The following is a 14,282-nucleotide window of genomic DNA, read 5'->3' on the forward strand; positions in this document are numbered from 1 at the left end:
TAATTTTGATCGAAATAGTCTGATGGTGAGCAGGGTTGGGGTCATCGTCAGCGAGTAGCGGGCGTGTGGGCAACGAGGAATTGCCCATCTATTTTCGGTTTCGCATTCTCTCCCGGACTATCTGTAGCGCGGAGTGAGATTGCCTACACCTGATGAAAGATACGTGCACCAGAACGACCGAAAGACTGACCTGGCCGGCGAAAGCAGGGTTACCTAAGGATTGGGGAGCGGAAACGAAATGGCAACATCAAGCGTCGAGGTTTCGTCGGACACGACCGACCGTGGACTGCAACTAAATCAAGACCTGGTCAATCAACTGAACGAGTTGGTACAAGGGGGACACGCCGATTCAGAATGTTGGTCGTCCAGTCGGCCGGTGCTGGTTGAGGGTCTGCTCTGGAGCATTCTTGGGGCGGTCCTCTGGATGGTCACTCTCTATATCGTGTCGTAGGAGTAGCACCATGACCGAGTCCAATCAGAGTCACGCGAGCGATGTTGAGCAGGAAGCGCTGTCTGGCCGCCTTCCCGTTCTTGCCAGTGAGCGCCTCTATGAAAGTTACGGCTCGTTTATGTGGACGTGCTGTACGTTCAGTGCCGCGACATGGGCGTTCCTTATCGGCGGATTTTTGCCGTATGTCGGTGATTGGCGTCTTGGCGTCATCGGCTACGTCATCGGCCTCATTATCGGCATGGTCATCGTGTCACTCGCTTCAGGGATGCCGAGTTACAAGTACGGAACTGACATAATCGATACGGCGAAGCCAAGTTTTGGTTACCGCGGCATTGTGATTCCGTTGTTCGGCGTACTTGCGACGCAAATCGGATGGTCTTACGTCGTTGAAGCATTGACGTCCCGCGGTGCCGCTAATATCGCTGCAACCGTGACAGGTACGGATGTGACGGGTGGCGCTCATGAGAAGTTGGTGATTGTAGTTGCGCTTGCGCTACTACTTGTTGTCTGGCTGTTGGCGTGTAAAGGACCCAAGCTATTCGAGCGACTCAACGGTTATATCGGGCCGCTCCACATGGCAATTACTGTAATGATGTTCGGCATTCTGATTCATAAGTTTGGGGTGCACTCGCTCTGGGTAAATCAACTTCCTTCTGACAAGATGCTGACACACGACAGGACCAGTGGGCTGGCCTTGGCGGTTGAGTTTGGCATGTCGAATGCCATGGGTTGGTGGTCGGTGATGGGCGGTCTGACGCGGCTCGTGAAGCGACGGACTCACATCATGGGGCCATCGATAATCGGTATCGGGCTGATGGGCGCCGCCTTCGTTTCTTCCGTTGCAGCTCTCGCAGCAATCAGTGCAGGGACCTATGACCCGACGGTTTGGATGATTTCCCTTGCCGGACCGATTCTGGGAAGCGCTACGATGGCGGTAGTCCTTAGTGCGAACCTCGCAACAATGGTTGTGATGATTTACCTTGCCGGTGTATCAATCCAGCAGGTGAAGATTCTTTCCAAAATCAAGTGGGAACTATTGTTGGCCCTCATGCTTCTCCCGGGAATTTATTTCGCATTCAAGACGGAGTGGTTGCTTTCAGCCGTCATGAGTTGGTTGTCGTACAACGGCGTGATGTTTGTCGGTGTAACGGGCATCACCTTCGTCGACTACTTCTTTCTTCGGAAGGAGCATCTTGATCCGGCTCACTTCTTTGCGACGACCGGAAGCAAGTATGAATTCTGGGGAGGTGTTAACTGGATTGCTGTCGCCATCACCGGTCTTTCGACGTGGGGCTATCTGTTGCTTTACAACCCCGTTACGTCGGAAACGTACGGGCCGTTCAAATACCTTGGCGCGACTCTCCCGATGGTGATTCTCTCGGGGCTCGCATATTTCATAGCAGCCAAGCTCATCCTCATTCCGCTAAGCAAAGGTGCTTACACAGGCGAATGGAAGACTAGCCGGGCGACGTTAAGTCAGAAGCCCGAAATCGACGCGGTAACTGTTGCACTTTGATGTTCGACTCGGACGTTGAAATCTTCTAATCATGCGCCGTTTCATTTAACTGCCATCCTGGCTGTGCATGTTCGAGCGATATTCATCGGAACGGTGATAGTCGATACGGGGAGGCGAACCTCTGTAGATACAAATCAGGATGGTATGGCGATGATGTTGGCGCGCCATGTATCCTGATCACTCGCGAATTGGGGCTGTAGAAGCAATAGGTTGAAAGTCCGTTGGCGTTGCTTGACTCTCCGAAGAGAAGGCGCTGGAAGGAGATAGACAAAAACGGTGATTCCGTCACAGCAGGTAAAGTCAAAATGGACGTGTCAATGTCAAAAGGACGAAAAGCTTCACTCATCGGGCTCGGCGCTATGGGAGCGGCTTTGGCGCGGGCCTTCATTCAGAATGGCTTCGATCTAACAGTCTGGAACCGGACGGCGGCCCGAATGGAAGCAGTTGTCAAGGAGGGGGCGAGGGGCGCCTCGTCTGCTGCTGACGCGGTGGCTGCAAGCCCGTTGCTTGTAATCTGCACGATAGATAAAGCAGCAGCCGCCCAAATTTTGAAGCTAGACGATGTTGCTTCGTCTCTGATGGGCAAGACAGTTGTGAACCTCAGTACCGGAAGTGTCGACGACGCGCGTGGCATCTCTGCGTTTGTCGAGTCACATGGGGGGAGATACATCGATGGCGGAATCATGTGTTATCCGCGCGATATCGGGAAGCCGGCTACATCCCTTCTTTATTCCGGTGATAGTGAAGCATTTGAAGAATGGAAAGAGTCGCTAGCTGCACTCGGCGGCGATGTGCGATATTTCGGAAATGACCCAGGCACAGCTCCGACTGTTTACCTCGCACTTTATGCGTTCTACTTTGGTTGTGTTGCGTCGTTTTTTGAGGGGGCGGCACTTGCGGAGCGCGCAGGCGTCACTCCGGAGTCGTTTCGAGAAACCTCGAAGATGATGGTCGATATGCTCAACGACGCGCTGCCAGATACGACTCGCCGTCTCGAGTTGGAAGAGTTCTCTGGCGATCAGGCCTCTATTGACGTACACCATGCGGGCCAACTCGTGGTGCGAGATGCGTATAGGGTCGAGAATCTCTCCTGCGAAGTGACAAACGCATACATCACATATCTCGAACGAGCTCAAATGGTTGGCGATGGCCCGAACGACATCGCAACCATGTATCGTGCTGTGAAGGGGGCTTCATGAGGTCTTTGGATAGGGTTCTCAAAAGTCGAATCTATTTACAGATGTAAATGCCAATCTGTGTCGCGAGTCAATAGAGCGTCAATTAACGCGGCATTTCGTCTGCCACTCGATTCGATTCTTGAGAGAGGGGGGGCGCGTCTGAGCCGGTGCTCATGTCGGTCTATACCAAAGACGGGCAGCCGCTAGCTATGTGCGTCTGTTCGCGACTGGACGTTCTGTGCTGTTTGTTCGAATAGACTCACATCCGAACACCGGTGTGGAGCGCGTCAACCAGGTCGACATCCAGGACTTCCCATTCACGGGGCTGGAGATACACGCAACGCCGGCTCTCAGTTTTCGCCATCTGCGTGCCTTCATCTTGGTTGCCTCTCCTCGATTTGCTGCGACGCACGCATTTCTTGGAACTTTGCCGATCTGTACCTTTACGCGCCATGATGGAGTGTCGTCATCGGTCGTCAGGTCGAGCGCTACTGAACTCGATAGCGAAGTGTCCCACACAACCGCCTTTGAGGAAGGGAGGCTCGAGAGGAGGTACGTCGCAGGATGCGGTGAAGTCCCCAGCTCAGGCGCTTTAGCGAAACCTTGAAGCGCTTGGGATACACCAGGAACCTACTTCGCGCGTCTTGGCTAAAGTTAGGAGATTGCTTCGGCCTGATTTAATTTCAGATAGTTGGCGAGCTCGAGATAGTCAACTTGCCAGAGGCTGCCACCCTCAAGTTTGCCGTTGTGGAACGAGCGGAACCCGATAAGTTGTTGGGCTCTCGGGCTAAGAGTGCGCGCAACTTCCATAGGAACGACGAACGGATACGCCTCTTCCGGGACGAGCCAGCCTGGGCAGAATGCGAGTGTCATCGCGCGACGAGGACGATTGCTTCAATTTCCCCGGCACCGTGGAGAAGTTTTCCAGCGAATAGCATCGCATTACCCTTTTCCATGACAGCTGCGACTGTCTGCGATGGATCGCCACGATTTTCAAAGTCTTCCCATTTGTGGCTGCCGGGAATAACGCGCGTTGCTCCCATTTCTTCCGTGTAGTCAGATAAAACAATAATACAGTTGCACATGACTTCAAGACCTTTAGGGCCATAAGCTCGAAAAATCGGATAGTTTTCGAGATCGCGATGCAGAAATTGTGCTTTCTCACCAGGCTGCAATTGAATGACCTGTGCCGCATTCATCCAGTATGAATCGGAAGTGTCGAGCATCAGTTTGTCGACGTAAGACAGCATCGTCGGGTCATCGAGCATCTCCTCACGAAATGCTTTGCTACGAGCGATCAGCTGCGTCACGCGCTTTGTCTTATAGCCGGCGAATTCCTTCATCCAATCGTTGCCCACAATGCCTTGGACCCACTCTTTTACAATGGAGTCAATTTCATCGTATAAGCGGTCGACTTGTTTGGCGAATAGCCCTTTTAGAATCACGTCGCCGTCGGCCTGAGTAAGTCCGTTGACTTCGTCCGCTGGCGTGCCCGTCGCAACCTGTTGAACGTTTCTAATGGTCATTTCTGACGATATGAATATGCTCCTTAACGAATACTGTGAAATCTCTGACGATAACTAAGGTGCGACAGGTATGTGGCGACAGAGGGGTTGTTAGATGATGGACTTAACGAGGCGACAATTTTAGGCTGTCGCAAAAGCTTGCCAATGTGCATAAAGGACATTTGTCATGCCCTCGGGCCGTGCGTCACACAAGGGCGCTGAAAACGAGGTCGGTCGCTGATGGGGTAAGGGTGGAAATTTCGTTTTTTCGACCGTCTGAAATTGGCCGTTAGGCGGGAAATTTTGGCCGGTGAAAACCTGTGTTTCTTTAACGTATCTACATAAAATTTCCAAATTATTCGCAGTACATCGCTTCGAGTGCACTAGCTTCCGCAGCATGAGACCGATGTCATCGCGCACTTCAGGACCCTTGATAGGAGTTTTCACAAATGGCTTTGAAATTGCAGAATCGCGTCGCGGTAGTCACGGGTGCCAGTTCCGGAATCGGACGCGCCATTGCTCTCGCATTCGCGAAGGAGGGTGCGTCGATAGTGTGCTCGGATATCCGCAAGTCGGCGAATTCTGAAGGGTACGAACCTGATCTTAAGATTGATACGGATGACCTCATTGTGCAGCGTGGGGGTGCGGCACACTTTGTGTCTTGCGACGTCACGCAATCGAAGGACGTGCAGGCTCTGGTAGCCGCCGCAGTCGATAAGTTCGGTCGGCTGGATGTGATGGTCAACAATGCGGGCGTAGCGTTCGATTTCGCGACTGTCCTCGAAGAGCGTGAAGTGGACTTCGATATCACTATGGCTGTTAACGTGAAGGGTGTGTGGCTAGGCAGCAAATATGCAATCGAGCAATTCATGAAGCAGGACCCTGTCACGATGACCAACGGCGGACAGGTCCGCGGCCGAGTCATCAATATGGCCTCTATAGCCGGGCTGGTCGGCCTCAAGCAGCAGCCGGCTTATTGCGCATCCAAGGCGGCAGTAGTCGGTCTTACGAAAGAAATGGCCGTTGACTTCGCTGAACACCGCATCAACGTCAACGCGATTTGTCCGGGTTTTCTTGCCACGGCGATGGTGCGCTCGTGTCTCGAGGATGAGGCGACTAGCAAGCGGCTACATGGCCTGACGCCGTGGCCGCATCTAGGCACGCCTGAGGACGTATCGAAAGCCGCATTGTTTCTGGCGTCCGACGACGCAGAGTGGATGACGGGTTCGATGCTAACTGTCGATGGTGGATTCACCGCTCCCTAATGAGCACTTCAAAAACCTCGGCGAACTGGGAGAAGGCTGTGAAACGACTTGAAGGAAAAGTAGCAATTGTGACTGGAGCGAGCTCGGGCATCGGGCGCGCAATCGCACTTCAGTTTGCAGCAGAAGGTGCGAAAGTCGTTGTTGCGGACTTGCACGAAGGCTGGAATCGAGGTGGATTCGAAGAAACGGCGTCAGCGACGACTGTCGAAGAGATAGAGAGGAATGGAGGCGCCGCATTCTTCGTGACGTGTGATGTCACTAGTCAGCAGCAGGTGGCTGCCTTGGTCGATTCCGCTGTTGAGCACTTCGGCACTCTGGACGTCATCGTGAACAATGCAGGAATCTATCGTGTTGGAAAGCTTGTTCACGAGTTCGAGGAGGCTGACCTTGATGCGTGCTGGAACGTCAATCTGAAAGGCACCTGGTTCGGGTGTCAGGAAGCCATCAAGGTATTCCTTGCGAAGGGCGCCGGCACTATCGTCAACATCGTATCGACAGCAGGTCTTGGCGGACATCCGAAACAGTCCGTTTACAACATCTCAAAAGGCGCCGTATCTAGCTTGACGAAGTGTATCGCTATCGAATACGGCCGAGACGGTATCCGCGCGAACGGTATTTGCCCAACTTATGCCAAAACGTCGATGACGCGGGGGCATTTTGATGATGCCGATTACATGAAGGCGTTTGCGGAATCCATCCCGCTGAAACGTTGGGGCGAAGTCGCGGACGTCGCAAATCTGGCGGTATTTCTCGCAAGTGATGAATCAAGTTACATCCATGGCGCACTTATTCCGGTGGATGGTGGGGAGACACTTTGCCGCTACTCGGTAGAAGATGAATAAGGCGCTATTTAAGTCGAAGCTGCCGGTATTCGGAGGGTAGGCTTGCTTGCTTCGATTGAGGAAGATGCATTTTATGTGCTTGGTCGTACGCTGGGTGGAAAATGGGCTGTTGCGTCAATGATGCCTTGAAGTAATTCAAATACTCGAGAGAATTCATGAGCAGTAAACTTAGCAACCTGTCGAAAGCAGATGTCTTACATCAATTTCATCCATACACAGATGCACGGTTGCACGAGGAAGTTGGTCCCCTAGTCATTACGCGAGGTGAGGGGGTCTATGTTTTCGACGAACTGGGGCGCCGCTATCTTGAGGCGATGTCCGGCCTTTGGAGCGTTGGCCTTGGATTCAGCAATGAGCGTCTGATACGCGCTGCTGAGGCCCAACTTCGAACGCTGCCCTTCTATCACCTGTTTTCGCACAAATCGCACGTATCAAGTATCCAGCTCGCGGAGAAGCTCATCGAACTGGCGCCGGTCCCTATGAGCAAGGTGTTTTTTACTAATTCTGGTTCCGAGGCAAACGATACAATCGTCAAGCTCATTTGGTACCGGAGCAACGCTGCAGGGAAACCGGCGAAGAAGAAAATCATTAGCCGCGCGGGCGGTTACCACGGGGTCACGGTTGTCAGCGCAAGTCTCACGGGGCTTCAGGGAATTCACCGCGGGTTTGACCTGCCACTTCCAGGATTTTTACACGTTAGCTACCCGCACCTGTATAGATTTGGCCTCCCGGGTGAAACAGAGGAGGCATACGCCGACCGCCTGGCTGCGGAACTCGAAGACTTAATTCAGAAAGAAGGCCCCGAGACAATCGCAGCTTTCTATGGGGAGCCTCTGATGGGAGCAGGTGGCGTAATAGTTCCGCCGAGGACCTATTGGGAAAAGATCCAGAAGGTCTGTCAGAGGCACGATATTCTTATCGTCGCGGATGAGATTATTTGTGGGTTTGGTCGGACTGGAAACATGTTCGGTTGCGAAACATTTGATATCAAGCCGGACATCATGGTGGTTTCGAAGCAATTGTCTTCTTCGTATCAACCGATCGCTGCGGTTCTGATAAACGACAGGGTGTTTCAGCCTATCGCAGAGCAGTCGCATGATTTCGGTGGATTTGGGCACGGTTTGACTGGTGGAGGCCATCCGGTTGCTTGCGCCGTCTCACTTGAGAACATTCGAGTCATTGAGGACGAGAATTTGGTTGAACACGCCCGACACATGGGGCATCGACTGCATACTGCTCTTACGTCGATGACCGATCATCCGCTAATTGGCGAGGTTCGTGGATGTGGCCTTGTGGCAGGGGTGGAATTGGTTATAGACAAGGCGGAAAAGACAGCGTTACCAGAGAAGGGTAAGCTCGGTCGAGAATTCATCACACGGGCTCATTCGAACGGGATCATTTTCCGAGGCATATACGACACGATTGCGATATGTCCGCCTCTTATCAGTACGTCCTCTGAGATTGACGAACTGATTGAAAAATTTGGCCGCACGCTCGATGACGTTAGTCGTGCTTTAGGCTGAAGAGCATCTAGCCAAGCCACAAGTGTCGCTACGGTGTCACGATGGACTCCCGGCGAGCTGGCGGTGGTGGCGGATTGGTTGGGCAGGAACCTCACGCCGAACGTTATGATGTGCGACGTGATCCCGTCAGGCAGCGAGATAGCTCGCAGTTGAGCCCCTATTCATTGCATAGATCATGCCGTTTGTATATTGGCCCGCGCCTGAGGTCAGAAAGCCAATCACGTTGGCCACATCAAAGGGCGTGGCACAGCGGCCCATTGGCACGCTACGACGATAGAATGGGTGTGTCGACGAAGCCGGCCGATGCGGCATTTGACGCGATTCCGTTGCGGCCGTAGCCAGGTGCGAGACACTTTATCGAGCCATTAACGCATGCTTGCTGGCGCAGTACGCCGCAAAGCCTTTCACCCCCTCGTGCCAGCATCTGGACTAGCCGCGATGAGCGAGCCATGAGTACAAGCGACAGCGGGGGCATGGGAAGCGACCGACGGGGCGATATTCGACTCAAGTGATAGGTGAGCCCGTTCACTTGAGCGTTAGTAGCGGACTCGGGTGGACACCTGAAACCTGTTTACCCTGGAGTAATTCGATCGGGCTGCGCATTTCGCCACCGATTTCGACAAAGCCCATTTTGCTGGAAGGAATCCATGACCAACCTAGGAGTTTCTGCATTTCCTCGGAGAAAGTCTTGACCACCTCCACAGGCAGTGCGAGGTACATGTTCTCTTCTTGGCGGACCTGTGCCAAATCGAACGTCATCGTTAGGCCGGTGCGCGGTTGGTCGGTCTTGTTGCTGCCGCCGGCGTGATAGACCGAGCCCACCCAGATCAATGCCGAACCTGCTTTCATTGCGGCGGGAATGGTTTCTTCCCGTGTCGGCATGCGTTCGTCGTCCCAGCGATGGCTTCCTGGAATCACCAGAGTTGCCCCATTGTCCGCCGTGAAGTCGGTGATGGCTACCATGACCTGGACGCGAGCTTCGCCACTGGTCGGCGTATGCTGCCACAGGAATGCGAAATCGTCGCGATGCAACGGCTGACCACCTTCACCTGGGCCGATCTGAATAACCTGCGTCACCCCGATGCGAATATCTGGCACTTGCTCGACGCGTTCGCTACCCATCCACCCGTAGACCAGCTTGCTCCGCAGAATTTTTTCCGCTGCCCCTTTGAACGTGGGATGGAGCGCGACATCGGTCATGTACTTGGTGCGTGCGAACAACGCGCTGGCTCTGCGTGTCTTGGTTCCGGCGAACTCGTGGTCTGTACCCGTCGGCGTATCGGCAAGAATGCGGTCCAAGTCGATCTTGAGTTTTTGCAGAAGACTTTCACTAAGAAAGTTCTCGATGATGACGCCGCCGGCATCCATGATCGCCGCGACGGCGTCATCGACGGAGGCCGTAGAGGGAAGGCTGGGAATGTTGACTGACATGATTCATTCACGTTTAGTTAAGGAGAGACCGATTTCTGACCAAGGTATAGCTGTCCTGGCCAAGGCATGAAGGCGTTATCCGCCAGTCGGGCTTCTGGATTCGATTGATCACACCGGGCGCAACGAGGGAATCGAATTCGTTGAAGCCTTGGAAAGGCAGGATGGCAATGTGCATGAGTATCGTGGGTGATAGTTCATGCACGATGAGGCACGATTTGTAAATGGTCTCACACGCGTATGGAGACCTCGACGGTGCTTTGAGTTAATCCTGGGCCTTGTCGGAGCTCTGCGAGGAAATTAGAGGCTAAGAGGGGGCGGGTCCTCGTTGCGCACGGCTCGTAATCCAGTCTCTCCAGGATAGTGTCCTCGTGATGAAGGCACGACGAAGAGTCTCATCAGAACGTAGTAGCCGATGCCACTGACGACCGTTGCTGGGATACCAGCCCCAAAATAGCGGAACCATGGCTTTACTGCTAGCGTAATAGGATTGTATGGCAGGAGATACAGCACGACGGCGCCAGCACATACGACGACGGCGATCCAATTGACACCACCCCAAAACCAGTATTTTCCATGACTCGAACGCGTGAAAATGTGGTCGATGTCGATGTGTTCACGGCGCAGGATGAGGTAATCGACAAACGTCACTGCTAAAAGACCGGAGAATATTGTTCCGTTGTACGCTAGCCATGTCATCGTCGAGTCTAGTGTCCATCGCGTGTGAAATGAGACCCAAAGACCAGGTGAGAGAATGATAGCTACCAACCAAGGCCATTTGATTGTTGAGAAGAAGCGGACCTGCTGAATGGAAACACCTGCTTGGTAAACGAGGACCACGCTTGTGGCGACGTTCGCGAACAGCACGAAGGTCATGATCGCCGTACCGAGATAATTCCCGCCAATCTTGATCATCCAGATCGTTGGATCTGCCGTACCCGCCGCGACAGCTGCGTAGGAAGCCACTAGCGCCAGAAAGCCAGAACCTATAACGCCAGTCCCCAACACCATTGGCCCCATAATCAGTCCGCGACGTTTGACCAGTCGCGAAAGGCCTCCGGAGAACGGCCACCAAGACAAGCCGTTCGCAAAGCCGAATTCAACGCCATATGCAAAAGCGGTCTTGGGATCAGAGGTAAGCGCCTTTGATGGGTCGACGTTCATATTCCACAAGCCTGACCCGTATTTTGCAAAAAGCAATGCCAGCATGAGTGCTGTGATAATAAGGTGACCTGGCGAGATGTAGTCCGCCAGCCGCTCAAGCATGTGAGGCCCTTTGCTGGCAAGGATCCATGTCCCTAGCAGCATCGCAATCGCGACGAAAACGACCATCGTCTCGTTTGGTGCGCCGCCTCCCTTGACTGTTTGGATAACGTTAGCGGCACCTCGCCCGGTCATTGCAAATACGACATAGGTCCAGCCGAGCGACGCTGCTAGAACGCCGAATAAGGGAACGATCGACCCTCGTGTTCCGAAGGAAGACTTAGACACGTCGATTCCGTCGATCCCCGAGCGAAAGGACGGAATTCCCATTGCCAGTTGAACTGGCACGATACCGACGATAAGTCCCACGATGTACCCTGCCAACCCAAGCTTCGTGTTTCCCACAAACGGCAGTGCTCCGCCGATCAGAAAAGCGTACGTCGCCGCCGCAAAGGTGACCCCCGTCCACATATAGGACATGTAGCCGTCATAAATACGCTCAGCGGGCAGTACGGGTAACCGTCCAGCCAGTGACTCCCTCCCGCTGCCCGATTTCAAATCGTCAATCATTTCATCCTCTCTTATGCCAGGAAGTTGAGCGCGATAACCCAGATGATCGCTGCCACCACTATCCAAATAACGCCTTCCACATAGGTCCTCGTCAAGGGTTGCCCGTATTGACTGAGGCGATGTTCTGCGCTCTTGAGCATTTTTAGACGGTGGGGGAGATCGACATTGATCTCGCTTTGTGAGGGAGCGTTACTAGCCGTTTGCACAGCAAGCTGCTCTGCTTCGTGTGAACTGCGTATCATGCGCAGACTCCTTCAGGTTGATTCGTGATTCGCGCAGGGTGCGCCCGGATTCTATTTGGGTGCGGGAATGCTCAGGATCCTCCGTCTTGAGCATGCGCGCTTGCGGTCCGGCATCTGGTGAGACACCCGGGGCAAGCCGTCCGATGCAAGGAGCGGGTAAATAATCGATGTTCAAATTAATGGACGCCATGCGCCATCCGGTCAAACCATTGTGTGAAATGGCCAAAGAGACGCGGACTAGTCGGTTCGTCGGGATTTCGAAAGCCTTGGATACCCTCCCCGTGGGCTGCGCTCGTCATTCCGCAATCGGAGACGCATTCCAAGATGACTCTCTATGCTTTCCTCCTGTCCGCGTCATGATTGACGATCTGCTCCCGCGCTGAGCGGCACAGACACCTGAACCCACTAAAACATGCTCATCGCCATATACGAGAGCTATTCGCACGGCCGGTTGATCGTGCTGGCCGCCTGTCTTTCACGAGTCGCTATCTCGCATCGTCGGTGACGCGCGAACGCAAAAAGTCACAACGAATCTGGCCGATCGACTAGTCAGCGGTACTCTGAAAAGCGCCGTTCATCAATTCTGATGCGTGTTTCCATATTCCGCCCTGTGGTATGGGTAGAAAACTGAAACCATTTTCTGTAGTCACGGCATTCTGCTGTTGATGAACGAAGTCGTTACAGGCTTCGGCAGAGCGGTGAGATGTTTGCGTGGCAGTAGTGCGGGTCCAACCGGATTTGTTGGTCTTCGCGAAAGGACGTGCGTCCAGTTACTTCCCGATGTCGGCGGTTGGGCTAGGGAATGCCGTCGACCAGGTCGTGTCGCACGACAACGTGGATTTTGAACGCGGGCTCACTAACTCCGAATATCCGGTCCGCGCGGTCGTCGCCTTGGCGAACATTGATGTGATCAAAAACTGGGCTTGCTGAAACTTGTGCCCAAGAATTTTTGAACCTGCGTTGCTCAACCGTATGGAGAAAACCGGACAACATCCCGCCGTTGGTTAGGCTTGCTCAGCTGGGACTTTCGCCACTATTGATTTTTACGATGAATAGGCTTGGACTGTCCAAGGTAAGCTCTGTGACCTCGGCGCTCGAGAAGCGTATGGCCCGCAGCGTGAGTGACTGCACGCTCCGTCGGACCAGTTGTTGGTCTAGTTTTCATGTGATAAATGCCATGGGGCAAGCCTTCAATTGTCCTTGTCGAACATGGCGGTATACAGTCCTCTGGCTGAGAATGGCGGGGCGCCAAGCGTCCGACAAATTTACGGTGAAAGGATGGCGGGTGCGCCAATTTGACACGCGAAACGACGAGGTAGCAGTGAGTGAAGCCGTAATGACTCGCAGGGTATCGGTTTTCGGACTTGGTGCTATGGGTAGCACGCTGGCGCGTGCATTGTTGCGCGCCGGCCATGACGTCACCGTCTGGAACCGTTCTGCGGGCCGTATCATTGACCTTGTCAACGAAGGGGCGACCGGCGTTGAGGCGGCGGAAGTAGCGACCGCAGCGAGTCCTTTGCTTGTGATGTGCACCATCGATAAGGCTGCAACTGAAGCGATTCTTCGAGCCGAGAGTATCGGGGGAATGCTTTTGGGAAAGACGGTCGTCAATCTGAGCACTGGCAGTTGCGATGACGCGCGCCGCATCTCCGACTACGTTCGGCAAAAGGGCGGCCAGTATATTGACGGCGGGATTATGGCCTACCCCCGAGACATCGGCAAAGCGGAGACGACGATAGTTTATTCGGGAGATGCAGAGGGGTTCGCGAGACACAAAGCTGTGTTGCGAGCCATGGCGGGAAAAGCCGAATTCTTCGGTGACGATCCGGGCACTGCGTCTGTGATTTATCTGGCGCTGTACGCATACTATTTTGGCGCGCTGACAGCGTTCTTTGAGGGCGCCGCGCTTGCCGAGCGGGCTGCCGTCAGCCCTGAGTCGTTCCGAAAGATATCTGGCATCATGAATACGATGCTCGCGGACGGGCTCAGTGACATCACCCGACGCCTAACCGGAGGCGACTACTCTGGCGATCAGGCCACGGTTGACGTGCACTATGCAAGACAGCTTGTCGTTCGTGACGCGTACATCTCTGAGAACATCGGCTATGAGACAACAAAGGCCTATCTGAGCTATCTCGAGAGAGCGCAGCGGGCGGGAAGCGGCCAGAAGGATATTTCCATCATGTACGCATCTGTGAAAGATGGTAGTTAGTCCCTTTCGGCGGTGGCCTGTTAGCATTTTTGGACGGCGAGGACATCGTCTTGGAAGGGGGGAGCCTCGTCTCCCCTGACTACTACCAAACTAATCGCTCACGATATTTCCTCTGGGTAAAGCTTGGACATTACGGATACGTCCTGTGCTTCACCGCTTTCGACACGCCACAAACAGTCCACATGCAGTTGACCGTCTGTCACCGACATTTTGTCCCGCTGGAACATGTTTCGCCCGGAGTGTCTCCTCTAACCTGCTAATCAATCGCTTGTTGAAGTCAAAAGAGTGTGAGCGGCAAGAAAATTCTGACCTTGCCACCTGAATCAGGCCCAGCGCCTCGTTCTCTC

10 protein-coding genes are annotated in these 14,282 nt (G+C 53.9%); 6 read left to right on the forward strand and 4 right to left on the reverse strand.

Annotation, left to right across the window (positions count from 1 at the left end):
* Positions 1 to 461: 461 nt before the first annotated feature.
* Both BM438_RS22595 and BM438_RS22600 read left to right on the forward strand, forming a co-directional pair.
* Positions 462 to 1,967, forward strand: a complete 1,506-nt coding sequence (locus BM438_RS22595; protein ID WP_167378437.1) for a cytosine permease — start codon at positions 462 to 464, stop codon at positions 1,965 to 1,967.
* A 221-nt stretch (positions 1,968 to 2,188) separates the two neighbouring features.
* Positions 2,189 to 3,166: an NAD(P)-dependent oxidoreductase gene (locus BM438_RS22600; RefSeq protein ID WP_093638072.1), complete on the forward strand. Its 978-nt coding sequence runs from the start codon at positions 2,189 to 2,191 to the stop codon at positions 3,164 to 3,166.
* A gap of 848 nt (positions 3,167 to 4,014) precedes the next feature.
* Here BM438_RS22600 and BM438_RS22610 read toward each other — a convergent pair.
* Positions 4,015 to 4,671 carry a phytanoyl-CoA dioxygenase family protein gene (locus tag BM438_RS22610; protein ID WP_093638080.1) on the reverse strand — a complete coding sequence of 219 codons (657 nt, stop codon included), beginning with the start codon at positions 4,669 to 4,671 and terminating at the stop codon, positions 4,015 to 4,017.
* A gap of 428 nt (positions 4,672 to 5,099) precedes the next feature.
* On the opposite strand from BM438_RS22610, the gene BM438_RS22615 reads away from it, so the two are divergent.
* The 3 genes from BM438_RS22615 to BM438_RS22625 all read left to right on the forward strand — a co-directional run bounded on the left by BM438_RS22615 (position 5,100) and on the right by BM438_RS22625 (position 8,280).
* The gene (locus BM438_RS22615; RefSeq protein WP_093638083.1) at positions 5,100 to 5,915 is read left to right on the forward strand and encodes an SDR family NAD(P)-dependent oxidoreductase; all 816 of its coding nucleotides are present in this window, start codon (positions 5,100 to 5,102) and stop codon (positions 5,913 to 5,915) included.
* A 38-nt stretch (positions 5,916 to 5,953) separates the two neighbouring features.
* Positions 5,954 to 6,757, forward strand: coding sequence for an SDR family NAD(P)-dependent oxidoreductase (locus BM438_RS22620; protein ID WP_093638264.1), 804 nt, complete (start codon positions 5,954 to 5,956; stop codon positions 6,755 to 6,757).
* Between the two features lie 155 nt (positions 6,758 to 6,912).
* Complete coding sequence (locus BM438_RS22625; RefSeq protein WP_093638087.1) at positions 6,913 to 8,280, forward strand: aspartate aminotransferase family protein; 1,368 nt, start codon at positions 6,913 to 6,915, stop codon at positions 8,278 to 8,280.
* 525 nt (positions 8,281 to 8,805) lie between these two features.
* Here BM438_RS22625 and BM438_RS22630 read toward each other — a convergent pair.
* The 3 genes from BM438_RS22630 to BM438_RS22645 form a co-directional block, all read right to left on the reverse strand.
* Positions 8,806 to 9,711 carry a phytanoyl-CoA dioxygenase family protein gene (locus BM438_RS22630; RefSeq protein WP_093638091.1) on the reverse strand — a complete coding sequence of 302 codons (906 nt, stop codon included), beginning with the start codon at positions 9,709 to 9,711 and terminating at the stop codon, positions 8,806 to 8,808.
* Positions 9,712 to 10,008: 297 nt separating this feature from the next.
* Positions 10,009 to 11,481 (reverse strand): cytosine permease, encoded by a 1,473-nt coding sequence (locus tag BM438_RS22640; RefSeq protein ID WP_208620692.1) that lies wholly within the window; start codon positions 11,479 to 11,481, stop codon positions 10,009 to 10,011.
* Positions 11,482 to 11,492: 11 nt separating this feature from the next.
* A complete protein-coding gene (locus tag BM438_RS22645) occupies positions 11,493 to 11,723 on the reverse strand; it encodes a hypothetical protein (RefSeq protein WP_093638094.1) in 231 nt (76 codons plus the stop codon).
* Between the two features lie 1,237 nt (positions 11,724 to 12,960).
* On the opposite strand from BM438_RS22645, the gene BM438_RS22655 reads away from it, so the two are divergent.
* A complete protein-coding gene (locus tag BM438_RS22655; protein WP_279630557.1) occupies positions 12,961 to 13,935 on the forward strand; it encodes an NAD(P)-dependent oxidoreductase in 975 nt (324 codons plus the stop codon).
* Positions 13,936 to 14,282: the final 347 nt, after the last annotated feature.

The sequence above is a fragment of the Paraburkholderia aspalathi genome (assembly GCF_900116445.1).
Classification (GTDB): domain Bacteria; phylum Pseudomonadota; class Gammaproteobacteria; order Burkholderiales; family Burkholderiaceae; genus Paraburkholderia; species Paraburkholderia aspalathi.